Origin of the sequence: Mycobacterium mantenii, assembly GCF_010731775.1 — a bacterium.
Classification (GTDB): Bacteria; Actinomycetota; Actinomycetes; order Mycobacteriales; family Mycobacteriaceae; genus Mycobacterium; species Mycobacterium mantenii.
In genome coordinates this window covers 1,422,438-1,444,629 of record NZ_AP022590.1, presented here as the reverse complement: position 1 = coordinate 1,444,629, position 22,192 = coordinate 1,422,438, and the positions used below count along the sequence as shown (strand labels likewise).

Genomic DNA, 22,192 nt, shown 5'->3' with positions numbered 1-22,192 from the left:
GTTGAGGACAGCGATTTTGCATCATCACCCGGGTCTTGCGGCAAGTCCCCTGATGCGTTATAGGTTGAAAGTGGCGGGGGGAATCGATCACAAAGCGTCGCGCACGGCGTCGATCGCGCGGTAGATCCGCTGCTCGCTGACCGGGCGGGGCGTGCCGAGTTGCTGGGCCCACAGGCTGACCCTGAATTCCTCGATCTGCTTGGAGATATCGCGTACGCCGGCGGCTGTCGTTGCCGGCTGCGGCAGCTCGCGCACCAGCTCGTCGTAGGCGTCCTGCACGGACAGCACCCGCTGCATCCGCTCTCGATCGGCCTGGATCCCGTGGGCCAGGCCGTCGAGGCGGCGGCGGATCGCGAGCAGGTAGCGAGTGAGATCGGCGAGGTGTGCGGCGCCGGTGGCGGTGACGAACCCGGCCGGCAACAGCCGATTCAGCTGGACACGGATGTCGGCGATCGCATCGGCCTGCGCGGGCGGCGGGTTTTCGGGCACCACGAGTTGGACCTCCTGAGCGGCGGCCAGTACCTTCTCGACGCGGTGCACGATGTCGACGGTAGTGGGCAGCAAGGACTTTCCTGCCCGCTGTTGCAGCGCGACGAACTCCGCACGGGTCCACACCGGCGCGGCCACGAGGGCGTCGGTCGCGGCGTCGGCGCAGTCCTCCAGCAGCGCACTCAAGTCGCCGTCCGGGTTGCTGCCGAGGGCCAACCGGGAACGCGGATCAAGTTGACGCGCAATAGCTTTGACCGGTGATGCGACGCTGAGCCGCACCAGCCGCCGGATGCCGGGTGCCATTGTCCGATCCTGCTCCGACGAGGTGGCGAACACGCGGAGGTCGACGTTGGCACCCGAGTCGACCAACGCCGGAAAGCCCCGCACGGTGCGCCCGTCGATCGTGCGTTCCACGACGCGCGGCAGTTCTTCGAGGTCCTCGGGCCAGCCGCGCAACCCCGTCCGTTCCAGCTCGCCCGCCACCGCCTGCGCGACGGCCTGCCGGGCCGGCGTGGTGAGCCGTTCCTGCAGTACCCCCAGATCCTTGCCGCGGGCCACCTCGGTGCCGTCGCCGGACTCGACCGCGAACGTGACCCGCAAATGCGATGGCAGCCTGTCCAGGTCGAAGGCATCGACCGGCACCAAAATTCCAGTCCGACGGCGTAATTCGCGTTGCAGCGCCAGCAGCAGCGGTTCACCGGTCGGGTCGATTGCGGACAGCACCGCGCGGGCCGTGTCCGGGGCGGGAACGAAGTTGCGGCGCAGGTCTTTCGGCAGCGAGCGGATGAGCGCGGTCACCAGCTCCTCGCGCAGCGCCGGGACCTGCCAGGCGAACTCATCGCCGCCCAGGCGGGCCAGCACGTCGATGGGCACATGCACGGTGACCCCGTCGTCGGCGGCGCCGGGCTCGAACCGGTAGGTCAGCGGCAGCGCGACATCGCCCGTCCGCCATGTGTTCGGCCGGTCCGTGTCGCCCGTCTCGTCGGTGCGCAGCAGGTCGACGCGGGCGAAGGTGAGCAGGTCCGGTTTCTTGTGTCGCTGCTTTTTCCACCAGGAGTCGAAGTGCCGCGCCGAGACGACATGGGCGGGAACCCGGGCGTCGTAGAGCGCATACACGTCGTCGTCGCCGACCAGCAGGTCGCGGCGGCGGGCCCGCTCCTCCAGCTCCTCGAGCTCGGCCCGCAGCCGTGCGTTGTCGCGGAAGAAGTGATGGCGGGTGTGCCACTGTCCTTCGACCAGCGCATGGCGGATGAACAATTCCCGCGCCACCACCGGCTCGATGCGGGCGTATCCGACGCGGCGGCGCGCGACGAGCGGCAGCCCGTACAGCGTCACCCGCTCGTAGGCCAGCACCTCGCCGCGCGCGGCGTCCCAGTGCGGTTCGCTGTAGGTGCGCTGCACCAGGTCGCCCGCGACCCGCTCCACCACCTCGGGCTGCGTGCGGGCCGCCGTTCGCCCGTACAGCCGGCTCGTCTCGACCAGCTCCGCGACGACGACCCAGCGCGGTGGCCGTTTGGTGAGCACCGAGCCGGGTGCCAGGACGAAGTGCGAGTTGCGCGCGCCCAGATACTCGCGGGTGTCTTCGCGCCGCATGCCCACGTGCGACAGCAGCCCCGCAAGCAGCGCCGCATGCACCCGCGCCGGATCGGCCGGCTCATCCGACGATGCGTCTTCGACGATGCCCAGGTCGCGGGCGATGCTGCGCAGCTGCCCGACCAGGTCCTGCCACTCGCGAATGCGCAGATAGTGCAGAAACTCCGAACGGCACATCCGTCGAAACGCATTGCCGGATAACGACTTCCGTTTCTCACGCAGATAGCGCCACAGGTTGAGGTAGGACATGAAGTCGGAGTGCTCGTCGGCGAAACGGGCATGCTTGTCGCGGGCCGCCTCCTCGCGGTCGCTTGGCCGTTCCCGCGGATCCGGGATCGTGAGCGCCGCGGCCAACACCAACATTTCGCGCACACACCCCTCGGTCTGTGCCTGCAGAATCATCCGGCCCAGCCTCGGATCGACGGGCAGGCGTGCCAGGCGGCGACCGAGGTCGGTGATCGCGCCGTGGCCGTCGAACGCGCCGAGTTCGGCCAGCAGCTGCGCGCCGTCGCGGACGCTGCGCCGATCCGGCGGATCGAGGAAGGGAAATTCCTCGATGTCGCCGAGCTGCAGGGCCGCCATCTGCAGCAGCACGGCGGCGAGGTTGGTCCGCAGTATCTCGGGGTCGGTGTAGCGCGGCCGGACCGCGAAGTCCTGCTCGGAGTAGAGCCGTATGCACACGCCGGGGGCGACGCGGCCGCACCGGCCGGCCCGCTGTGCGGCCGACGCCTGCGAGATGGGCTCGATCGGCAGCCGCTGCACCTTCAACCGGCGGCTGTAGCGCGAAATGCGGGCATTGCCCGGGTCGATGACATAGCGGATCCCCGGGACGGTCAACGAGGTTTCGGCGACATTGGTCGCCAGCACGACACGGCGCCCGGTGTGGGGCGCGAACACCTTCTGTTGTTCGGCGGTGGGGAGCCGGGCGTACAGCGGGAGCACCTCGGTGTGCTTGAGGCCGCTCAAAGCCTCTGCGGTGTCGCGGATCTCGCGCTCCCCCGAGAGAAAGACCAGGATGTCGCCCGGCGGCTCGGCCTCGAGTTCGCCGATGGCGTCGACGATCGCCTCGAGCTCGTCGCGGATCTGGGTTCGCACGATTTCGTGGTCGGGGTCGTCGGGATCGTCGTCGGAGACGGACGGCACGGCGACCTCCAGCGGCCGGTAGCGCACCTCGACCGGATATGTCCGCCCGGACACCTCGATGATGGGCGCGTTCTCGAAGTGCGCGGCGAAGCGCTGGGGCTCGATCGTGGCCGAGGTGATGATCACCTTCAGGTCTGGGCGGCGCGGCAGCAACTCGCGCAGGTAGCCGAGCAGGAAATCGATATTGAGGCTGCGCTCGTGGGCCTCGTCGAGGATCAGCGTGTCGTAGCGCAGCAGACGGCGGTCGCGCTGGATCTCGGCGAGCAGGATGCCGTCGGTCATCAGCTTGATCAGCGTGCGGTCGCTGACCTGGTCGGTGAACCGCACGGTATAGCCGACGGCGTCGCCGAGCGGGCCGCCCAGCTCGTCGGCGATGCGCTGCGCGACGGTGCGGGCGGCCAGGCGGCGGGGCTGGGTGTGCCCGATGGTTCCGCGGATACCGCGGCCTGCCTCGAGACAGATCTTGGGTAACTGCGTGGTCTTCCCCGACCCGGTCTCCCCGGCGATGACGACCACCTGATTTGCCCGTATCGCGTCGGCAATTTCCCGGCGGCGCTCGCTGACCGGCAGGTCGGGGTAGGTGACCGTGGGCACGGCGGCCTGCCGGGCGGCGACGACCTTGTGCGCCGCGGCGATCTGTTCGGCCAGCTGCCGCAGCTTTTCGGGCGAGGCGCCGCGGAGGTTCTTCAGGCGTCGGCCGATGCGGGCGGCGTCGCGCAGGGGTACACCGTCGAGCTGTTTGCGCAGTTGCGCTACGGACGGTTCGGCCACCCCGCACAGAGTAGGCACTCGCGCAACCGCGACCCCACCGCTTCGGGGTGACCGGCGGGGTTGATGGCAGCCGAATTCGGGTATCACCCGGCGAATGCATCGAATTGGATGCCGGCTTGTGGGGGAAGTGATCGACGATGGTCGGTTGGCTGGACGAGCTGCAGCGGCGGAATCGAATCGTCGGCGTGATCGTCGGTGTCGTCTACAAATTCAATGACGATCAGGGTGGTTACCTAGCCGCCCTGATCACCTATTACGGGCTGGTGTCGCTGTTTCCGCTGCTACTGCTGCTGACCACCGGCCTGGGGGTGGTCCTGGCCGGCCGGCCCGATCTGCAAGCACAGGTGCTGCACAGCACCTTGAGCCAGTTCCCGGTGCTCGGTACCCAGCTGCATCATCCCGAGGGACTCAGCGGGGGCACGGTGGGCGTGGTCGTCGGCCTGCTCGGCGCGCTCTACGGCGGACTGGGCGTGGGACAGGCGCTGCAGAACGCGATGGACACGGTGTGGGCGGTGCCGAAGCACAAGCGCCCCAACCCGATCCGATCGCGCCTGCGCAGCCTCATGTTGTTGTTGGTGCTCGGCTCGGCCGCCATCGCGGCCACCGTCTTGGCCGCGGCGGGCCACGCCACCGGGGCGCTCGGCATTTTCAGCAAGATCGGTCTGGTGCTCGTCGCCGTCGCGATCAACGCGTTGATCTGCCTGGTGGCCTTTCGCGTGACGACCGCGCGGGCATTGACGTACCGGCAGGTGCTGCCGGGAGCGGTTGCCGCGGCGCTCATTTGGCAGATGCTGCAGTGGTTCGGCGCCGGCTATGTCGCGCACACGGTCAAAAGGGCGAGCGCCACCAACAGTGTGTTCGCCCTGGTGTTGGGGGCGCTGGCGTTTCTGTTCCTCGCGTCGATGGCGCTGGTGATCTGCGCCGAGGTCAATGTCGTCTTGGTGGAGCGTCTCTACCCGCGCGCGTTGCTGGGCGCGTTCAGCGACGACGCCGATTTGACGTTGGCGGATCGGCGGACCTACACCAAGAAGGTCAAGGCCGAACGGGTCAAAGCCTTCGAACGGGTCAGCGTGCATTTCGACGACGTCAAGCGCCTACCCGCGAAAACCGTTGGGCGCCTGGCGATATTCCATGATTTCCGCCGCCCGCGGACACCATGAAACGGGGCTTGTTCGCGGCATCAGGCGTGGCCGTGGGCCCGGGCGCAATAGTCTGAAGTCATGAGTCTGGTCACCTATGAGCTGCAAGACCACGTTGCCACCATCACCCTAAACCGTCCCGAGGCGCGCAACGCCATCAACGGCGCCCTTCGCCAGGACCTCAACGCCGCCTGGGATCGCTTCCGCGACGACCTGGACGCGTGGGTGGGGATCCTGACGGCCAACGGCAGCGTCTTTTGTGCCGGCGGCGACCTCAAGGACGGCGAGGGCTCGGTCGGCACCTTCGGCGGCACCTTCTGGGAGAAACCGACAATCAACTCGTTCGAATCCGGCATGGAATTGTTCAAGCCCACCATCGCCGCCGTGCACGGTCCCTGCATCGGCTACGGGGTGACCGGGGTGTTGTTTTGCGACTTCGTCATCGCCAGCACCGAGGCCACCTTCTGCTTCCCCGAGGTATCGATCGGGGTGCCCACCATCGTCGGAGCCATCCGGCTTCCGCATCGGGTCGGGTGGGCCAACGCCATGGAGTTGCTGTTGACCGGAAAGCCGATGAGCGCCGAGCGGGCCAAAGAGATCGGTCTGGTCTGGAAGCTGGTCGAGCCCGACCAACTTCAGGCCGAAGCCCAGGCCTGGGCCCGGACCCTCACCGAGGCCGCGCCCCTGGCCCAGCGGGCGACCAAGGAGGTGGCGTGGCGGACTGCCGACATGGGCTGGATCGAATCCGTGCGCTTCGGCGAGACCATGCGCAAGGTGGCCGGTGCGACCGACGACGTCGCCGAGGGGCTGCGGGCCTGGGCCGAGAAGCGCAAGCCGCAGTGGCGCGGCCGATGACAGGCGGTGCCGCGGGCAGAACGGTCGACGAGTGGTGGCGCGGTGGCCTTGACTGGTGGGATGGGTGAGCGATTGCGCGCCGAGCTGGGTCGTGCGCTCGCCGGTGGTGGCCGCGGCGCCGACCACGCCGAAATCGCCCTCGGCAACGGGCCGATGAGGCAGCGGCTCGAGTCGTCGATCCGCGCGCTGGCCGAGCATCGTGGCCCGAAAAGCAGCATCTGCCCGTCGGACGCGGCCCGCGCGGTGGGCGGCGACGATTGGCGCGAGTTGATGGACGAGGCCCGGGCGGCCGCACGGCGACTCGCCCGATCGGGTGGCGTGCAGATCACCCAGCGCGGCAGCGTCGTCGACCCCGACGGCGACTGGTCCGGCCCCATTCGTATCCGCACCACCGGATGAGCGTAAGGCATTGCGTTGCAGCTCCATTCGGCTGGCACACGCGGCGTTGTCGCCGTAGCGCCAACCGCCGACACCGTCGCGCCCGGCGATATGACAGGATTTCGGCATGAGTGCACGCAGACTTGCTCGGTTGGTTGGTATCTCGGTTGTGACGGCGTGGGCGCTGCTGAGTGCACCCATGGGGAATCCGAGCGCCACGGCCGATCCCTGCTCGGATGTCTCGGTGGTTTTCGCCCGGGGCACCCACCAGGAGCCCGGTCTGGGCAACATCGGGCAGGCGTTCGTCGACTCGCTCACCTCGCAGCTCGGGGGCAAGTCCGTCGACGTCTACGCGGTCAACTACCCCGCCAACGACGACTACCACAACAGCGCCAATGCCGGTGCCAATGACGCGAGCGCACACATCCAGGACGTCGTGGCCAACTGCCCGAACTCTAGGATCGTGCTCGGCGGCTACTCCCAGGGCTCGACGGTGATCGACCTGGCCACCAACGCGATGCCGCCCTCGGTGGCGGACCACGTCGCCGCCGTCGCCCTCTTCGGCGAGCCCACCAGTCAGTTCTCCAGCATGCTGTGGGGCGGCCAACCGCTACCCACGATCAACGCGGCCTACGGTTCCAAGGTCACCAGCCTGTGCGCGCCCGACGATCCGATCTGCTCCGGCGGCGGCAACATCATGGCGCATGTTTCCTACATCGACGCCGGGATGACCGCCCAGGCCGCGACTTTTGCGGCCAACAAGGTCAACCAGGCCGCGCCGCGCACCTGATCCGCGTCGGTAGCCCGCCCCTCTTGCCGTCGCCGATTCAGGTTCGCGCTGCCCGACGGCGATAGGCGGCAGACTTCGGTGGGCGATACCCTGGCCCACATGGCCATCGAGTCCACCATGCTCGCCCTGGGTACCGTCGCACCGGACTTCTCGCTGGCCGAGCCGGCCACCGGCCGCACGCTCAATCGCGACGACCTGACGGGCCCGGCCCTGGTCGTCACCTTCATCTGCAATCACTGCCCGTACGTCAAGCACGTCGCCGCCGGGCTTGCCGCGCTCGGTCGTGACCTCGCCGAGCAGGGCGTTGCGATGGTGGGCATTTCGAGCAATGACGTGGTCACCTACCCGCAGGACGGGCCGGAGCAGATGGTCGCGGAGGCCCGCGGCCACGGTTGGACATTCCCATACCTCTACGACGAAACCCAGGACGTTGCCCGCGCGTTCTCGGCCGCCTGCACGCCGGACACATTCGTTTTCGACGGCGAGCGTCGACTGGTCTACCGCGGCCAGCTCGACGATTCCCGGCCCAAGAACGGCCGACCGGTCACCGCCGCGGACGTCCGGGCCGCGGTCGACGCGGTGCTCGCCGGGCGACCGGTCAACCCCGAACAGCGTCCGTCCATCGGATGCGGCATCAAATGGCGCTAAGGCGCCGTTAACAGCATCGATATCGGGTAGCTGGGCTTCCACTACCGCGATAGGAAGGACGCTATGCGAGGAGCAGTCATCTACGGCGCCGGCGATGTCCGATTCGAAGACCTGCCGGAACCCGAGATCGTCGCCCCCACCGACGCGGTCGTCCGCGTCGCCGCCACCTGTGTGTGCGGTTCGGATCTATGGCAGTACCGCGGCCTCACCCCGGTGCCCGAACCCACGCCCTTCGGTCACGAATACTGCGGGGTCGTCGAGGCCGTGGGCAGCGACGTCAGCTCGGTCAAGGCCGGCCAGTTCGTCATCGGGCCCTTCTTCGCTTCCGATAACACCTGCCCGAACTGCCGCAACGGCGTTCAAACGTCGTGCCTGCACGGCCAATTGATGAGCGGCTGTCAGGCGGAATACGTGCGGGTTCCGGTGGCCGACGGCAGTCTGGTCGCACTCCCCGACCAGCCCGACAAGGAATCGCTTCCGGACCTGCTGACCTTGTCGGACGTGATGGGCACCGGGTGGTTCGCCGCCGAGGCCGCCGGCGTCGTTCCCGGCATGACCGTGGCCGTGGTGGGTGACGGCGCGGTGGGTTTGTGTGCGGTGCTGGCCGCGCGCGAAATAGGCGCCGAACGGATCATCGCCATGAGCCGCCACGAGCCCCGGCAGAAGCTGGCGCGGGAGTTCGGTGCCACCGACATCGTCACCGAACGCGGCGACGACGGTGTCGCGGCGATCAAGGACATGACCGAAGGTATCGGCGCCGATGCCGTTCTGGAATGCGTTGGAACCGAGCAAGCCATGCAACAAGCGATCGATTCCGCCCGCCCGGGCGCCTTCGTCGGGTTCGTCGGCGTGCCCCACGACGTCAGCATCAACGGTGAGGAGCTCTTCGCCAAACAAGTCGGGCTGCGCGGCGGACCGGCCCCGGTCCGGCAATTCCTGCCGTCCCTGATCGAGTCGGTGCTCGACGGACGGATCAACCCCGGCAAGGTGTTCGACCTGAGCCTGCCCCTCGAGCAGGTCGCCGAGGGCTACCGGGCGATGGACGAGCGCCGCGCCATCAAGACCTTCCTGCAGCCCTAGGTGAGGTCGGTCACTGCGCCGTCCGGTCCGGAAGGTCGCCGCGTTTGTTTCGGCTAACGTCGACCGTATGTCCAAAGTCTCCGGTAACGACCTGATCGACGACGTGGCCCCTGGCGACATCATCGCCGTGGACCGCGGCTCGGGTGAACAGCCCTACAAAGTCGTCTTCAAGGACCCCAGCGACTCGGGGTATCTCATCACGTTCGAGGCCGACGGCGGTGAGACCTTTCAGCTCGATCTGGCGGCCGGCACCAGGGTGAAACGCTCGCTCGAGGCGAAGTGGGAGTCTGCGCAGAGTCCCACGCCGAACTCAGAGAACTAACGGGCATTTTCGCCGTCGCGTTCATCGCGGTGGCGGTGCTGCTGGTGATGAAGATGGTCGGGGCGACCGGCTAGCCTGCGCCGCGCGGCGACCGGCTAACCTGCCGAAACCGTCCACCGCACTTCCTGATTACGTTTGCCCGGCAGTAGGCATAGCCAAAGGCATGGTCGATGATGCCGCGCAGGCGCCGCAGGAGAATCCGGAGAAGGACTGGGCGGGGTGGTTCGTGACCATCGCTGCCGAGGATGGCGAAGTGCCTGCGTGGCCGATCCTGCTGGGGCATAACCGTTTACGGCCTGACGGTGACCTGGTCGCCGACGCGGATGACACCCTTGGTCACCACCGCGAGGTAGGCGCCCGCGCACGGCTGTGCGCCGTGACCCCCTGTGTCCAAACGGTTTTCGGCTGCGGGTATGCGAAGAGCCTGCGGAGCTCGCGGCAGCGGTCCGTGCTCCAGCGTGGGAACCACGCAGCGCGACGTGGCCGTGAGGACGCGCAGCCGCGCCTCACCGATGACGATTTCTCCTCCCACCCACTCGTTTTCGGCATACGGCGGGTAGTCCGCCGGCGTCGTGATCACCAGATTCGGCCGGTAGCGCAGGGCCTCGACACCGATGTGCTCGAGGGTGGCCGTGGTGATCGCATGCAACGGAGCTTCGTCGGTGAACGACTCGCCCGGGGTGGCCGCGGCGATACGCAGAATGCGGCCACCGACCTCGGCGTCGAGACCGAGTTCGAGCAGTTGCTCCGGATCGGGGCGCACCAGCGTCGCGCCGTCCGGGCGCCGGGTGACCAGCCGGACCCGCCGCCCCGTCAGCCGGGAGATCAGCTCGTCGATACCGGGATCGTCGGCGGCCACGTCAGTCCCATCGGGCAGGCTGATCCGCACACCCTTGGCATCAGCACGTGCCGTGCACGTCAGCAATTCACGCCATAGCCGGGGATTCTTGGCGCTGGCCACGTGCCCGGTTTCACCGTCGATCAGCGCCAGCCGCCGGTCGCCCTCGGCACCGCGCTCGTCGACCAGCAGGCGATCGAGGGTTTCGCCGAGCATCGATTTCACCGGATAGCGAAGCAACGCCTGAACCCGCATCGGTACGGCGTCAGAAGTCTGGGCGGTCGAGTTGTCCATGAGGCGCCTTCATTGAAGTATTACCGCACACTTTGCCCGAAATCGCTTGGCGTGAACAGTGATCAGCTGGGCGCCGCGGTTACGATGACCGATTGATCGCTGGTCTGCCAGGCCGTCACGAACCTGGCGAAGCCGACCTGTTCGTCGGCGTGGTCGATGCCGGGGTCGTTCAGATGAACGATCGCTTTGCCGGTGTCGATGCCCGTCACGACCAGGAAATGGTCGGCCTTGGTGCGCTGGTCGTCGGCGTTCAAGATCACCGAGGAATTGACGAAGGCGATGATCTTGCGATCCTTCGCCAGGGAGTGCTCGAGGGCGGGCAACCCGTTCTCATCCCGGTCGGATGCGGAGGTCATCTCAGATTTGATGCCGAAGTGGTCGAGGAGGATGACCAGGTCGGACATCGAGATCCCGCTATCGGGGCCGGAGTGGCTCGAGTCGTTGCGCGGCGCGTAGATCGGACCGGGATTGGCCCCCGACGGCGTCGACTCCGCAAGGTCCAGCATCTGCCGTTCGGTCGGTGCGTGTCCGGTGATCTCGCCCACCACGTCGGCGATCGACACGAGTCCGCAATTGTCCTCGAGCGACTGCGCCGCCCAATACTTGGCCGCGGCGGCGGGATCTCCGTACACGCCGGGGGCGGTCGTTGCGGCGGGATCGGCCCCCCGCGCGGGCAACGGATTATCTTGCGCCGCAACGATTGTGGTCAATGAGGTGGTAGCGGCCGTCGTTGCCGATGGCGCCCAATCGCAGGCCGCGACCAATGGCACGCCGGCCAGGCCGATGCATGCGGCAGCCGCGGTGACGCGGGCTGCGGGAGACGGCCGGAACATGAGCATGTGCGAGGAACATCCCGTCGACGGTCCAATGGCCAGCAAACGGTAGCACCCGCAGGGCACCGTCGCCCCGCGAAAACCGTGAACTCTCTCGTTCGCGCGCATCTGTCGACGGACGCGCAGCACCTCGGCCCGGATCAGCTTGGCAGCAGTCGCTTTTTCTGCTCTTCGAATTCCTGCTGCGTCAAGATCCCCGCGTCGCGCAGCGACGCCAGTTCGCGTAGTTCGGCGGCGATGCTCGTGATCGGTCCCCCCGCCAGAACCTGCGGCGGTGTCTGGCCGGTCGTCGGCTCCTTCGGTGCCTCGCGCGTCGCCTTCTCGATCTCGCCGGCCCGCGCCCGCTCGCGGCCCAGGGCGCCGCCCGTCCCGGCCATGGCGCGCCCGGCCATGCTGGCCACGGCCATCTCGCCGAACAAGCTCCCCGCGCCGCCGGGAGCGGCCGCGGCGGCGGCCTCCGCCGCGGCGGCGGCGGGCGTGGTCGGAAGAACCAGGGCGGCGGGGCGAATCGCGGGGGCGGCCGCAGCCCAGCCCGGCGGGACTGACAGGCTGCCGACCGTATTCGCCTGGCCCAGGCCCGCCGACGCCAACGTTCCGAATCCGCCCGCCGGGTTCGTGATCACCGGAAATGGCGTCGGTGGCACGGCGCCGGTGCCCGGCCAGGACTGCACTCCGGCCCAGCCACTGACGATGTCGTCGGTGTGGAAACCGGTCAGCGCTCCGGCCACGTCGAAGGGGAGAGCAATCAACGTACCCGGCGTGTCGATGCTGAGCCCGGCCACGCTGGCAGGCGCGTCAAGGAAGAAGGTGACGAGATCGCTCCCCAGGCCCAGCACGTCCGTCGCAGACGCAGGGGTGGCCGCGGCGCCGAGATTCGGCGCTGCCGAAATGTTGCCCAGCAGGTTGGGTATCGCGGAGAACGACTGTTGGGTCACCGCATTGCGTGCGGTCCCGGCGGCGGTCCCGGTGGCCTGGGTCACCGCTTCGGACTGCGCGACATCGGAGTTGGTCGTCGGGTCGGGTTGGGCGAACGGTGTCAACCGCGTGGCCGACGCCGTAGTACCCGCGTAGCCGAACATGGCCGCAGTGTCGCGCGCCCACATCTCGGCATACTCCGTCTCGGTGGTGGCGATCGCCGGTGTGTTCTGGCCGAGGATGTTGGTCGCAACCAGGTTCGCCAGCAGGACGCGGTTGGCCGTGACAACCGGGGGCGGCACCGTCTCGGCGAACGCAGTCTCGTAGGCGAAGGCGGCGGTCCTGGCCTGGTTGGCGGTTTCCTCGGCCTGGGCGCCGGTGGCCCTCATCCACTCCAGATAGGGGGTGATCGCTGCGACCATGGACTCCGCCGACGGGCCAACCCACGGACCGGAGGTCAGGGCCGTGATCTCGGCCTGGTACGAGTTCGCCGTCGATTGCAGCGCGGCGGCCAATTCGTCCCAGGCCATCGCGGCGGCCAGCATCGGTCCCGACCCTGGACCGGCGTACATCCGCGCGGAGTTAACCTCCGGCGGTAGTACTGCGAAGTCCATGTCGCTTCCTTCCGATCAATAACATGGCCACGGGCGCATCGACTGGCCGCGATGCGTGTCGTATGTGGATAGCCACCCGAGCAGCAAACAAATCGCTTTCCCTCCGCTGCTAACGGCACCCCGAACCAACACGGCCAAATGAGACCGTTCCCGGTGTTAGCGGACCGGCCTCACAAGTTTGCAGGTTCCTCCACGTTAACGAATACAGCGAAATTGTTGCCGTAGGTTATCGCTAGGTTACCTGCACATGACGACGAGACCTCACAAGGGTTGGGCTCGGTTTGCGCAAATCACTCTCAGCCGCGCCTCAGCGGGACGTGGAACCGCCCGACGGCCGGTGTTTGCAGGTCAGGCGACCGATAACACCATGGTCAACGAGGCGGCGCGCGCCCGGCGGGTCTGGCGGCTTCGATTCTGCTTGGATTTGTGGCGTCCCCGCGAGTGAGGTCTGTTGAATGAAAATTGTGCTGGCCGCCTACGGCAGCCGAGGCGACGTCGAGCCCTGCGTCGCCGTCGCACGTGAGTTGCACGGCCGAGCACACGACGTCGTCGTCGCGGTGCCGCCCGACAAGCTTGCTGTGGCCGAGTCCGCGGGAGTCGCGGCGGTCGCTTACGGACCCGACAGTCGCGAGCAGATCACCATGGCGACCAGCTTCGTCCGCAACGTGCAGAACCCGATGAGCGCGTTGCCGCAACTCATCGAGCGGGTCACCACGGTGTGGACCGGTAAGAGCGAGACGCTGACTTCGCTGGCGGAGGGTGCCGATCTGCTGGTGGCCGGGATGAACGAGCAGCGGCTCGCCGCCAACGTCGCCGAGCGCTTGAGCATACCGTTGGCCGCGCTGCACTTCTTTCCCGCCGGCGTCCTGGAACTCGGACGGCTGCAGTCAGACGTCACCAGCGCGGCCGAACGGGTGCAGCGCCGGGTGCTCGGTCTGCCCGACGGCGCCGGGTCGTCGACCCGACCGGCGCTCGAGATTCAGGCCTACGACGAGCTGTGCGCACCCGAACTGGCACAGCAATGGGCCGAGTCGGGGTGCCGACGGCCCTTCGTCGGTTCCCTGACCCTGGGAACGCCGACCGATGCCGACGACGAGGTGCTGTCCTGGATAGCCGAGGGGACGCCGCCCATCTACTTCGGATTCGGCAGTACGCCCATCACCTCCCCCGCCGAGACCGTCGCCGTGATCAGCGCGGCCTGCGCGCAAATAGGCGAGCGGGCGTTGATTTGCAGCGGCCCAAACGATTTCACCCACATCCCGCCGGCCGGCCACGTCAAGGTCGTGGAGGCGGTGAATCACGCCGCCGTCTTTCCGGCCTGCCGTGCGATCGTGCACCACGGCGGTGCCGGAACCACCGCGGCGGGCATGCGGGCCGGCGTGCCCATGTTGATTCTCTGGCTCTGGCTCGATCAACCGATCTGGGCCGAGGCGGTCAGCAGGCTGGAAGTCGGCGCGGGGCGGGCGTTCTCGGCCTCCACCCTGGATTCGCTGGTTGCGGACCTGCGCTCGGTGCGTTCTGCGCACCACCTGAGCAGAGCCCGGGAGGTCGCCGCCCGGATGACCACGTCCAGCGAAAGCGTCGCCGCGGCGGCCGATCTTCTCGAGGGCGCCGCCCGGCCGGCGTAGCCGGATCCGCCCGTTCGGCTGAGCGGTGGTGCAAAGCCGGCCGGTCGTGTAAAAGGTTCTGGTGCAGGATCCGCCGAATAGGTCGTTCGACCCGTCGATGCTGCGCGAGGCGTTGATCAGGCGGATGTATCGGCGATTGTCGGCCGAGGGCCACATCAGGGTGCCGGCGGTGCCGGGCCTGATCGACGAGTACGTCCAGCTGTGCAACAACGTCTGCGCCACCCTGGGCGTCTGGTGCCCCCCCGAACAGTCCGCACAGCTGCGGGCCGCGTTGCAAGCCGAGTTGGCGAAAGCCTTCAAGGCCTCCCCCCGTTCCGAGGTCCTCATCTCGTATCAGGCTCCATTCGGGACCGACGTGAATTTCCGCGTCCAAGCCGATTGGCGCACGGTCGAGGCCGACTACGACCAGTGGTTGGCCATCCGCCCGCCGCCGCTGTTCGGCACCGAGCCCGACGCGCGCGTGCTGGCCCTGGCGGCCGAGGCGGCCGACCCGACGACCTATCGGGTGCTGGACGTCGGCGCCGGAACCGGGCGTAACGCGCTGGCCCTGGCCCGGCGCGGACACCCGGTCGACGCGGTCGAGATGACCGCGAAGTTCGCCGAGGTGATTGTTGTCGAAGCCGCCGGTGAATCGTTGAGCGTGAACGTCATTCAGAGCGACGTCTTCACGGCGATGGAGGGCGTGCGCGATCAGTATCAGCTGATGGTGGTCTCGGAGGTGGTGTCCGACTTCCGCACGCCGCACGAGTTACGCGGCTTGTTCGAACTCGCCACCGATTGCCTGGCCCCAGGCGGGCGTCTGGTGTTCAACACCTTCCTGGCCCGCGACGGCTACGTTCCCGACGACGTGGCGGTGCAACTCAGTCAGCAGTGCAACAGCATGATCTTCACGCGCGACGAGCTGACCGCGGCGGCGGCCGGTCTGCCTCTCGAGCCGATCGCCGATGATTCCGCCTACGAGTACGAGAAGGCGCACCTCCCCTCGGACGCGTGGCCGCCCACCGGCTGGTTCGAAGGATGGGCCGGCGGCCTCGACGTGTTCGACGTCGAACGTGACGACTCGCCGATCGAGTTGCGCTGGGTCGTCTTTCAAAAGGTGGGATGAATTCGGCGCCGGTCTACGCGGTGAGATCGCGAGTGGCCGGGCCCTCCAGCAGGGTCCCGTCGGGTGCGAACCGCGACCCGTGCAGCGGACACTCCCACGCCTGATCGGCGTCGTTCCAGTTCACGATGCCACCCAAATGCGGGCACACCGGTGAGACGCGGTGCTCGGTCCCGTCGACGTGGCAGCGGGCCTCCAGATGCCACGGCGGGCCGCTCACCACGCCGCCTTCACCGTCGACGGGGCTGCGGCGGTGCATGCGCATCGCGGGCGTGATCCACCCCTTCGTCAAGTTGAAGCCGACCTCGAGGTTGGCCTGCAGGGCCGTCGTCAGGCCCGTCAGCTCGTGCGGACGCCAGCTGGCGAACGCGCGGGCCCAGTCCATCCGGCCGCCCAGGATGCGGCTCGACAGCGCCAACGCCGCGGCCGGACCGTTGGTCATCCCCCACTTATTGAAACCCGTTGCGACAAAGATACTTTCGGTGTTCGGCAGGATGGGGCCCACGTAGGGCAGGTGGTCGATGGGCGTGTAGTCCTGCGCCGACCAGAAGTGGGTCTGCACGGCACCCGGGTAGTGCTTGCGCGTCCACGTCGACAGATCGTCCAGCGCCTCGGATGGACTCTTCTCGCGGCCCACGGTGTGGCCGGCCCCGCCCACGATCAGCCTCTCGCCGTCCACGACCGGCGCGTACCGCACCGAACGGGTCGGCGAGTCGGTCGAGATCATCATCGGCCGGGTGATGTTGCCGGGAACCTTGAAGGCCAGGCAGTAGGACCGGCTCGGCTTCACCCGCGCGAAGTAGCCGCCGCGATCCAGGATCGGGATCCCGGTGGCAAGCACCAGTTGATTGGCCTGAAGTTCGACATCCTGTTGGGCGGCGTCGTTGACATGCACGCGCACCTGCTTGCCGCGCCAGGAGACCCGCCGCACCCGGGTGTGCTCGACCAGCCGTCCGCCGCGCCCCAGCAGCTCGACCACCAGCGAGTCGAGGAACGACATCGGGTCGAACTGCGCCTGGTCGGCCAGTCGCACGCCGCCGTGATACGCGAACGGCACGTCGGCATCGTCGGCCCACGTCGCCGGCAGGCCGACCGCCTGGCATGCCGCGAGCTCGGCGCGCGCCGACGGGACACCCCGAACCGACTGGGCGTAGGTGTATGCATCTTCGCGCTGCACCGCCACGCCGTGCGCTTCGCAGTGGCCCAGCACCCACTCCTGACCTTCGCGGTTGCCGTCGACGTACGCCCGCGCCAGATCCCTGCCGTGCCGCGGCAGCACCTTGGAGAGCTGGCTGCCCTGCAGCAGGCTGATTTTGGCGGTGGTGTTTCCGGTAGCGCACGCCCCCACCGTGCGCGCCTCCAGCACGAGCACGTCCTTGCCGGCGCGGGCCAGCAGCACGGCCGTCATCAGCCCGGTGATGCCGGCGCCCACGACGATGACATCGGCGGACGCCGAGCCTTGGTCAAGCGGGCTTGCCGCCCAAGGCTGTTCGGATCGTTCGGTCATCCATAAAGAAGTCACGGCTGAGCTGATACCCCGGCCCGGCTCGGGGAAACGCACCGACGAACTCACGCCCGCTTCAGCCGGGCCTTCGCTTCCTTCAGGACGTCCGCGGCGTCCCGGGCCGCTTGCTGCGCCTTGTCGTAGTGCTTGTCGGCGCCGCTCAGCTCCCGCTCGGCGGTCCGCAGCGCCCGTGCCGCGTCGTCACGCCGGCGCCGGGCGGCATCCCGTTGAGCGTGCCGCTCCGCCAACGCGTCGTCGGCCTCCGCCTTGGCGCGTTCGGCGGCGGTGACGGCCGCGCCGAGCGTTTCTCGTCGTCGGTCCCGTACCTTGTCTTTCGCCGGCTGTACCGCGGGCGGTTTCCGCGCCCGGGTGCCCTGCCGCTTCACCGGCGCGCTTGGGGTATCCACCGATTCCGGCTCCTCATCGCCGAAGGCGCCGAAACCCGACCACTGCTCGGGCCGGGTCAACCTGCCCAGCCGCGGGCTGATCTGCGGGTCGGCGACGGCGGCCTGCAGAGTGCTGGTCAGATCCTCGCGCACGCTGGCCGACGGTTGCGTCAGGTCGGCTTCCTGCAGCGCCTTACGGGTGAGTTCGTCGATGAGCTTGTGCTGCTCGGCTGACAGGTCTCGGATGCGTCCGCCATCCATCGCCGCGTGCGCGTCGCGCAACCGCTCACCGAGATCCGCCAGCCGCTGCCGGGTGTCCGTGTGCCGGAGTGCCAGCCGGTTGACTATCCAAGCCGCCGTCGTGGGTTTGTTGGCGGCGGAAATCCGCTTCGCGGCTGCGGTATCGCCGCGCTGCTTAGCCGCGGCGGCCAATCTGGTGCGTTCCGCGGTGAACTCCTTCGGCGGTACCTCATAGAGGCGGTCGAGTTCCTCATCGGCCATGACGCCATGATCTCTCGCCGACCGCCGGTGGCGGCCCGGGTGACGCCCGCCGGTTTAGAAACCGCACGTCGCGGGATACCTCATCTACAACATCGACATCTACAACATCGACATCTACAACATCGACTTCGCCGGGCAGAAGTTCCCGCCTGCGAGAAACAGAAAGCAGGGATTCGGCAGCTCCATGACGTCCAAGACCAGCGATCAGCTCGTCGGCCGGGTCCTCAACCGGCCTCGCCGACTCTTGCTTGCGGTGTTCGCGATCGTCGCCGCGGTGGGCGCGATTTACGTCGCGTCGGGTCCGCACTGCCCGGGTGGCCGCTGCAGTCACGGCGGTGCGTCCGCGAAAACCGCTGGGCCAGCCCAAATAACGATCACTCCCGGCCCGGACACGCGTGATGTCGATCCGGTCGCCCCGGTCACCGTCAAGGCCGACAATGGCACCCTGACGGGCGTCGACATGGTCAACGAGAGCGGTAAGCCGATCGAGGGCGTCATGACGCCGGACAACACGGTGTGGAAGCCGACGGTCCCGCTGGGCTACGGACGCACCTACACTTTGACGGTCACCAGCAGTGGCATCAGTGGCATTGCGGCCAAGCAGGTTTCGTCGTTCTCCACGCTGAAGCCGTCCAACCAGACCAAGGTGTCGTTCACCACCACGTCGGAGGCGTCGTTGCGCGACGGGGGCACCTACGGCGTCGGCACGGTGATCGTGGCGCACTTCGACGAGAAGATCGCCGATCGGGCCGCCGCCGAGCGGCAGCTGTCGGTGACCACCAACCCGAAAGTCGAGGGTTCCTGGTACTGGGTAGATGACCAGAATGCGCATTGGCGGCCCGAGCGCTACTACGCGCCGGGCACAACCGTCACCGCCGAGGCGAAGATCTACGGAATCGCTTTGGGCGACGGCCTATTCGGGCAAGACGACACCAAGGTATCCTTCCGCGTCGGCGACGCACACGTCTCGATCGCCGACGACGCCACTCACCAAGTCAGCGTCTTCAGCAACGGACAACTGCAGCGCACGATGCCCACCAGCATGGGTATGGGCGGCACCGAGGACGTCGGCGCCAAGACCATCTCGCTATGGACACCTTCGGGGGTCTACACCGTCCTCGACAAAGGCAATCCCGTGATCATGGATTCCTCGACCTTCGGGCTGCCCAAGAACTCCAGGCTCGGCTATCGGGAGACCATCAACTGGGCCACCAAGATCAGCTCGGACGGCATCTATCTGCACGAGCTCGACGCGACGGTGTGGGCCCAGGGTCACCGCGACACGTCACACGGCTGCCTGAACCTCAACGCCGACAACGCGAAATGGTTCTTCGGCTTCTCGGTGCCGGGCGACGTGGTCGAGGTCCGCAACAGCGGCGGACCGCCGCTGACACTGGCGCAGAACGGCGACTGGACCCTGCCGTGGGATCAGTGGCGCAAAGGCAGCGCGCTGAAGCCAACGTGAGCGTGATCCAGCTCATTTGTCACCTGCAGTTGTGCCCCACTTCACAATAAAGTCTTGACTCGTTCCAAATAAGTGCGTCATATTGGATGGCGTGTCATCGACGGCCGATTACGCGGGCAGGTTGCGGATGGCCGATCTGCGGGTGACCCGGCCCCGGGTCGCCGTGCTGGAAGTCGTGGACGCCAACCCGCATGCCGACACCGAGACGATCTTCTCGGCGGTCCGGGCGGGACTGCCCGACGTTTCTCGCCAAGCCGTGTACGACGTGCTCAACGCGCTGAGCACCGTCGGCCTGGTGCGGCGCATCCAGCCCCTGGGCATGGTCGCGCGCTATGAATCGCGCGTCGGCGACAACCATCACCACGTCGTCTGCCGGTCCTGCGGGATCATCGCCGACATCGACTGCGCCGTCGGCGACGCCCCCTGCCTCACGCCCTCGGACGAGGACAACATTCTTGATGGCTTCGTTCTCGACGAGGCCGAAGTCATCTACTGGGGCCTGTGCGCCGATTGCTCGACGGCAGGTTCCTAGATCACAGCCCGTGATCGCAACCTGATTCACCCACCCTCGAAAGGAATGCTGTGTCATCTGATACATCCGCCAGCCGCCCTCCCCAACCTGACGCCGGGTCGGCTAGCACAAGCGAGAGCGAAAACCCAGCAATCCCTTCACCGCAGCCGAAGTCGGATGCTCCACGGACCAACCAGGACTGGTGGCCCAACCAGGTCGATGTGTCCAGGCTGCATCCGCACGTCGCCCAGTCCAACCCGCTCGGCGAGGACTTCGACTACGCCGAAGAGTTCGCCAAGCTCGATGTCGACGCGCTCAAGGCGGACATGGTCAAGCTGCTGACCACCTCGCAGGACTGGTGGCCCGCAGACTACGGCCACTACGGAGGCCTGTTCATCCGGATGAGCTGGCACGCCGCCGGCACCTACCGCATCTACGACGGCCGCGGCGGTGGCGGCCAGGGCATGCAGCGCTTCGCCCCGCTCAACAGCTGGCCCGACAACGCCAGCCTGGACAAGGCGCGTCGGCTGTTGTGGCCGCTGAAGAAGAAGTACGGCAACAAGATCTCCTGGGCGGACCTGCTGCTCTTCGCCGGAAACACGGCCCTGGAATCGATGGGATTCAAGACCTTCGGCTTCGCGTTCGGCCGCGAAGACGTCTGGGAGCCGGAGGAGATCCTCTTCGGTGAGGAAGAGGAGTGGTTGGGCACCGACAAGCGCTACTCGGGCAAACGCGACCTTGCGCAGCCCTACGGCGCCACCACCATGGGTCTGATCTACGTGAATCCCGAAGGTCCCGAAGGCAAGCCGGACCCGATCGCGGCCGCGATCGACATCCGGGAGACGTTCGGCCGGATGGCGATGAACGACGAAGAGACCGCCGCGCTGATTGTCGGTGGCCACAGCTTCGGCAAGACCCACGGTGCCGGTGACGCCGACCTGGTCGGTCCCGAGCCGGAGGCGGCCCCGATCGAACAGCAGGGCCTGGGCTGGAAGAGCTCGTTCGGGAGCGGCGTGGGCAAGGACGCCATCACCAGCGGCCTGGAGGTCGTCTGGACGCCGACGCCGACCAAGTGGGACAACTCCTTCCTGGAGACGTTGTACGGGTACGAGTGGGAGCTGACCAAGAGCCCCGCCGGGGCCTGGCAGTTCACCGCCAAGGACGGCGCCGGCGCGGGAACCATCCCCGATCCGTTCGGCGGCCCGGGGCGCGCCCCGACGATGCTGGTCACCGACATCTCGTTGCGGGAAAGCCCGATCTATCGCGACATCACCCGGCGCTGGCTCGACCACCCCGAGGAGCTGACCGAGGCCTTCGCCAAGGCGTGGTACAAGCTGCTGCACCGCGACATGGGACCGGTGTCCCGCTTCCTGGGACCTTGGATCCCCGAGCCGCAGCTGTGGCAGGACCCGGTCCCGGTCGTCGACCACCAGCTCGTCGACGACAAGGACGTTGCGGCCCTGAAGGACAAGGTGCTTGCGTCCGGTCTCTCCGTCCCCCAGCTGGTCAAGACCGCCTGGTCGGCCGCGATCAGCTACCGCAACACCGACAAGCGGGGCGGCCCGAACGGCGGGCGGCTTCGCCTCGAGCCGCAACGGAGCTGGGAGGTCAATGAGCCCTCCGAGCTGGACAAGGTGCTGCCGGTGCTGGAGCAGATCCAGCAGGACTTCAACGCCTCGGCCTCCGGCGGGAAGAAGATCTCGATCGCCGACCTGATCGTGCTGGCCGGTTCGGCGGCGGTCGAGAAGGCGGCCAAGGATGCCGGCTACGAGATCTCGGTGCACTTCGCCCCCGGGCGCACCGACGCCTCGCAGGAGAACACGGACGTGGAGGCCGCCGCGGTGCTCGAACCGCGGGCCGACGGGTTCCGCAACTACGCGCGGCCCGGTGAGAAGGCCCCGCTCGAGCAGCTCCTGCTGGACCGGGCCTACCTACTGGGTGTGACGGGTCCGGAGCTGACGGTCCTCGTCGGCGGACTGCGTGCCCTGGGCGCCAACCACGGCGGCAGCAAGCACGGCGTGTTCACCGACCGGCCGGGCGCGTTGACGAACGACTTCTTCGTCAACCTGCTCGACATGGGCACCGAGTGGAAGGCGTCGGAGACCGCGGAGAACGTCTACGAAGGGCACGACCGGGCCTCCGGTGCGCTCAAGTGGACCGCGACCCCGAATGACCTTGTCTTCGGCTCGAACTCGGTGCTGCGCGCATTGGCCGAGGTCTACGCCCAGGACGACGCCCAGGGCAAGTTCGTGGAGGACTTCGTCGCGGCATGGGTGAAGGTCATGAACAACGATCGGTTCGACCTCAAGTAAGACGGGTCGACCACGAGAAGCGGCACCCCGCGAGCAGATGGCTCGCGGGGTGCCGTTCTTTCACGAGGGGCTCCGCCCGTC

At 67.7% G+C, this 22,192-nt stretch carries 18 protein-coding genes; 12 read left to right on the top strand and 6 right to left on the bottom strand.

The genetic code is table 11. From position 1 onward, the window contains the following. Window positions 1-87 precede the first annotated feature (87 nt). Window positions 88-3,996: an ATP-dependent RNA helicase HrpA gene (hrpA, locus tag G6N50_RS06575; RefSeq protein ID WP_083092476.1), complete on the bottom strand. Its 3,909-nt coding sequence runs from the start codon at window positions 3,994-3,996 to the stop codon at window positions 88-90. A 137-nt stretch (window positions 3,997-4,133) separates the two neighbouring features. On the opposite strand from hrpA, the gene G6N50_RS06570 reads away from it, so the two are divergent. From G6N50_RS06570 to G6N50_RS06540, 7 genes are all read left to right on the top strand, one after another. Further along, complete coding sequence (locus tag G6N50_RS06570; protein WP_083092479.1) at window positions 4,134-5,156, top strand: YhjD/YihY/BrkB family envelope integrity protein; 1,023 nt, start codon at window positions 4,134-4,136, stop codon at window positions 5,154-5,156. Window positions 5,157-5,216: 60 nt separating this feature from the next. Next, a complete protein-coding gene (locus G6N50_RS06565) occupies window positions 5,217-5,990 on the top strand; it encodes an enoyl-CoA hydratase/isomerase family protein (protein WP_083092480.1) in 774 nt (257 codons plus the stop codon). A 60-nt stretch (window positions 5,991-6,050) separates the two neighbouring features. Continuing rightward, entirely contained in the window at window positions 6,051-6,389 is a 339-nt protein-coding gene (locus tag G6N50_RS06560) for a DUF3253 domain-containing protein (protein ID WP_083092482.1), read from the top strand. Between the two features lie 106 nt (window positions 6,390-6,495). Continuing rightward, window positions 6,496-7,158, top strand: a complete 663-nt coding sequence (locus G6N50_RS06555) for a cutinase family protein (protein WP_163650817.1) — start codon at window positions 6,496-6,498, stop codon at window positions 7,156-7,158. A gap of 99 nt (window positions 7,159-7,257) precedes the next feature. Beyond that, a complete protein-coding gene (locus tag G6N50_RS06550) occupies window positions 7,258-7,806 on the top strand; it encodes a thioredoxin family protein (RefSeq protein ID WP_083092486.1) in 549 nt (182 codons plus the stop codon). Window positions 7,807-7,869: 63 nt separating this feature from the next. Continuing rightward, window positions 7,870-8,886, top strand: a complete 1,017-nt coding sequence (locus tag G6N50_RS06545; RefSeq protein ID WP_083092488.1) for a zinc-dependent alcohol dehydrogenase family protein — start codon at window positions 7,870-7,872, stop codon at window positions 8,884-8,886. Window positions 8,887-8,953: 67 nt separating this feature from the next. Next, window positions 8,954-9,208: a hypothetical protein gene (locus G6N50_RS06540; RefSeq protein ID WP_083092490.1), complete on the top strand. Its 255-nt coding sequence runs from the start codon at window positions 8,954-8,956 to the stop codon at window positions 9,206-9,208. 289 nt (window positions 9,209-9,497) lie between these two features. Here the strand turns inward: G6N50_RS06540 and G6N50_RS06535 are convergent, their stop codons facing one another. The 3 genes from G6N50_RS06535 to G6N50_RS06525 form a co-directional block, all read right to left on the bottom strand. Then, window positions 9,498-10,340: an MOSC domain-containing protein gene (locus G6N50_RS06535; protein ID WP_083092492.1), complete on the bottom strand. Its 843-nt coding sequence runs from the start codon at window positions 10,338-10,340 to the stop codon at window positions 9,498-9,500. A gap of 62 nt (window positions 10,341-10,402) precedes the next feature. After that, complete coding sequence (locus G6N50_RS06530) at window positions 10,403-11,017, bottom strand: C39 family peptidase (RefSeq protein WP_232068896.1); 615 nt, start codon at window positions 11,015-11,017, stop codon at window positions 10,403-10,405. 296 nt (window positions 11,018-11,313) lie between these two features. Further along, entirely contained in the window at window positions 11,314-12,702 is a 1,389-nt protein-coding gene (locus G6N50_RS06525; protein WP_083092496.1) for a PPE family protein, SVP subgroup, read from the bottom strand. Window positions 12,703-13,157: 455 nt separating this feature from the next. Here G6N50_RS06525 and G6N50_RS06520 point away from each other — a divergent pair, with 455 nt between their 5' ends. Both G6N50_RS06520 and G6N50_RS06515 read left to right on the top strand, forming a co-directional pair. Then, a complete protein-coding gene (locus tag G6N50_RS06520; protein WP_083092498.1) occupies window positions 13,158-14,330 on the top strand; it encodes a glycosyltransferase in 1,173 nt (390 codons plus the stop codon). A 61-nt stretch (window positions 14,331-14,391) separates the two neighbouring features. Continuing rightward, window positions 14,392-15,435, top strand: coding sequence for a class I SAM-dependent methyltransferase (locus G6N50_RS06515; protein ID WP_083092500.1), 1,044 nt, complete (start codon window positions 14,392-14,394; stop codon window positions 15,433-15,435). A gap of 13 nt (window positions 15,436-15,448) precedes the next feature. On the opposite strand, the gene G6N50_RS06510 is transcribed toward G6N50_RS06515, so the two are convergent. Both G6N50_RS06510 and G6N50_RS06505 read right to left on the bottom strand, forming a co-directional pair. Next, complete coding sequence (locus tag G6N50_RS06510) at window positions 15,449-16,939, bottom strand: FAD-dependent oxidoreductase (protein ID WP_083092502.1); 1,491 nt, start codon at window positions 16,937-16,939, stop codon at window positions 15,449-15,451. Window positions 16,940-17,001: 62 nt separating this feature from the next. After that, the gene (locus G6N50_RS06505; protein ID WP_083092504.1) at window positions 17,002-17,823 is read right to left on the bottom strand and encodes a hypothetical protein; all 822 of its coding nucleotides are present in this window, start codon (window positions 17,821-17,823) and stop codon (window positions 17,002-17,004) included. Between the two features lie 184 nt (window positions 17,824-18,007). On the opposite strand from G6N50_RS06505, the gene G6N50_RS06500 reads away from it, so the two are divergent. From G6N50_RS06500 to katG, 3 genes are all read left to right on the top strand, one after another. Beyond that, the gene (locus G6N50_RS06500) at window positions 18,008-19,288 is read left to right on the top strand and encodes a L,D-transpeptidase (protein WP_083092506.1); all 1,281 of its coding nucleotides are present in this window, start codon (window positions 18,008-18,010) and stop codon (window positions 19,286-19,288) included. 91 nt (window positions 19,289-19,379) lie between these two features. After that, on the top strand, window positions 19,380-19,820 hold the full coding sequence (locus tag G6N50_RS06495) for a Fur family transcriptional regulator (RefSeq protein WP_083092508.1): 441 nt from the start codon (window positions 19,380-19,382) through the stop codon (window positions 19,818-19,820). A gap of 50 nt (window positions 19,821-19,870) precedes the next feature. Then, window positions 19,871-22,111, top strand: coding sequence for a catalase/peroxidase HPI (katG, locus tag G6N50_RS06490; protein ID WP_083092509.1), 2,241 nt, complete (start codon window positions 19,871-19,873; stop codon window positions 22,109-22,111). Window positions 22,112-22,192: the final 81 nt, after the last annotated feature.

Bases quoted from the DNA above. Each gene is read 5' to 3' on its own strand.
- G6N50_RS06540 (WP_083092490.1), top strand. From the start codon at position 8,954: ATGTCCAAAGTCTCCGGTAACGACCTGATCGACGACGTGGCCCCTGGC.
- G6N50_RS06510 (WP_083092502.1), bottom strand. From the start codon at position 16,939: ATGACCGAACGATCCGAACAGCCTTGGGCGGCAAGCCCGCTTGACCAA.
- G6N50_RS06525 (WP_083092496.1), bottom strand. From the start codon at position 12,702: ATGGACTTCGCAGTACTACCGCCGGAGGTTAACTCCGCGCGGATGTAC.
- G6N50_RS06500 (WP_083092506.1), top strand. From the start codon at position 18,008: ATGACGTCCAAGACCAGCGATCAGCTCGTCGGCCGGGTCCTCAACCGG.
- G6N50_RS06535 (WP_083092492.1), bottom strand. From the start codon at position 10,340: ATGGACAACTCGACCGCCCAGACTTCTGACGCCGTACCGATGCGGGTT.
- G6N50_RS06565 (WP_083092480.1), top strand. From the start codon at position 5,217: ATGAGTCTGGTCACCTATGAGCTGCAAGACCACGTTGCCACCATCACC.
- G6N50_RS06505 (WP_083092504.1), bottom strand. From the start codon at position 17,823: ATGGCCGATGAGGAACTCGACCGCCTCTATGAGGTACCGCCGAAGGAG.
- G6N50_RS06560 (WP_083092482.1), top strand. From the start codon at position 6,051: ATGGGTGAGCGATTGCGCGCCGAGCTGGGTCGTGCGCTCGCCGGTGGT.
- G6N50_RS06545 (WP_083092488.1), top strand. From the start codon at position 7,870: ATGCGAGGAGCAGTCATCTACGGCGCCGGCGATGTCCGATTCGAAGAC.
- G6N50_RS06520 (WP_083092498.1), top strand. From the start codon at position 13,158: ATGAAAATTGTGCTGGCCGCCTACGGCAGCCGAGGCGACGTCGAGCCC.
- G6N50_RS06555 (WP_163650817.1), top strand. From the start codon at position 6,496: ATGAGTGCACGCAGACTTGCTCGGTTGGTTGGTATCTCGGTTGTGACG.
- G6N50_RS06550 (WP_083092486.1), top strand. From the start codon at position 7,258: ATGGCCATCGAGTCCACCATGCTCGCCCTGGGTACCGTCGCACCGGAC.
- G6N50_RS06570 (WP_083092479.1), top strand. From the start codon at position 4,134: ATGGTCGGTTGGCTGGACGAGCTGCAGCGGCGGAATCGAATCGTCGGC.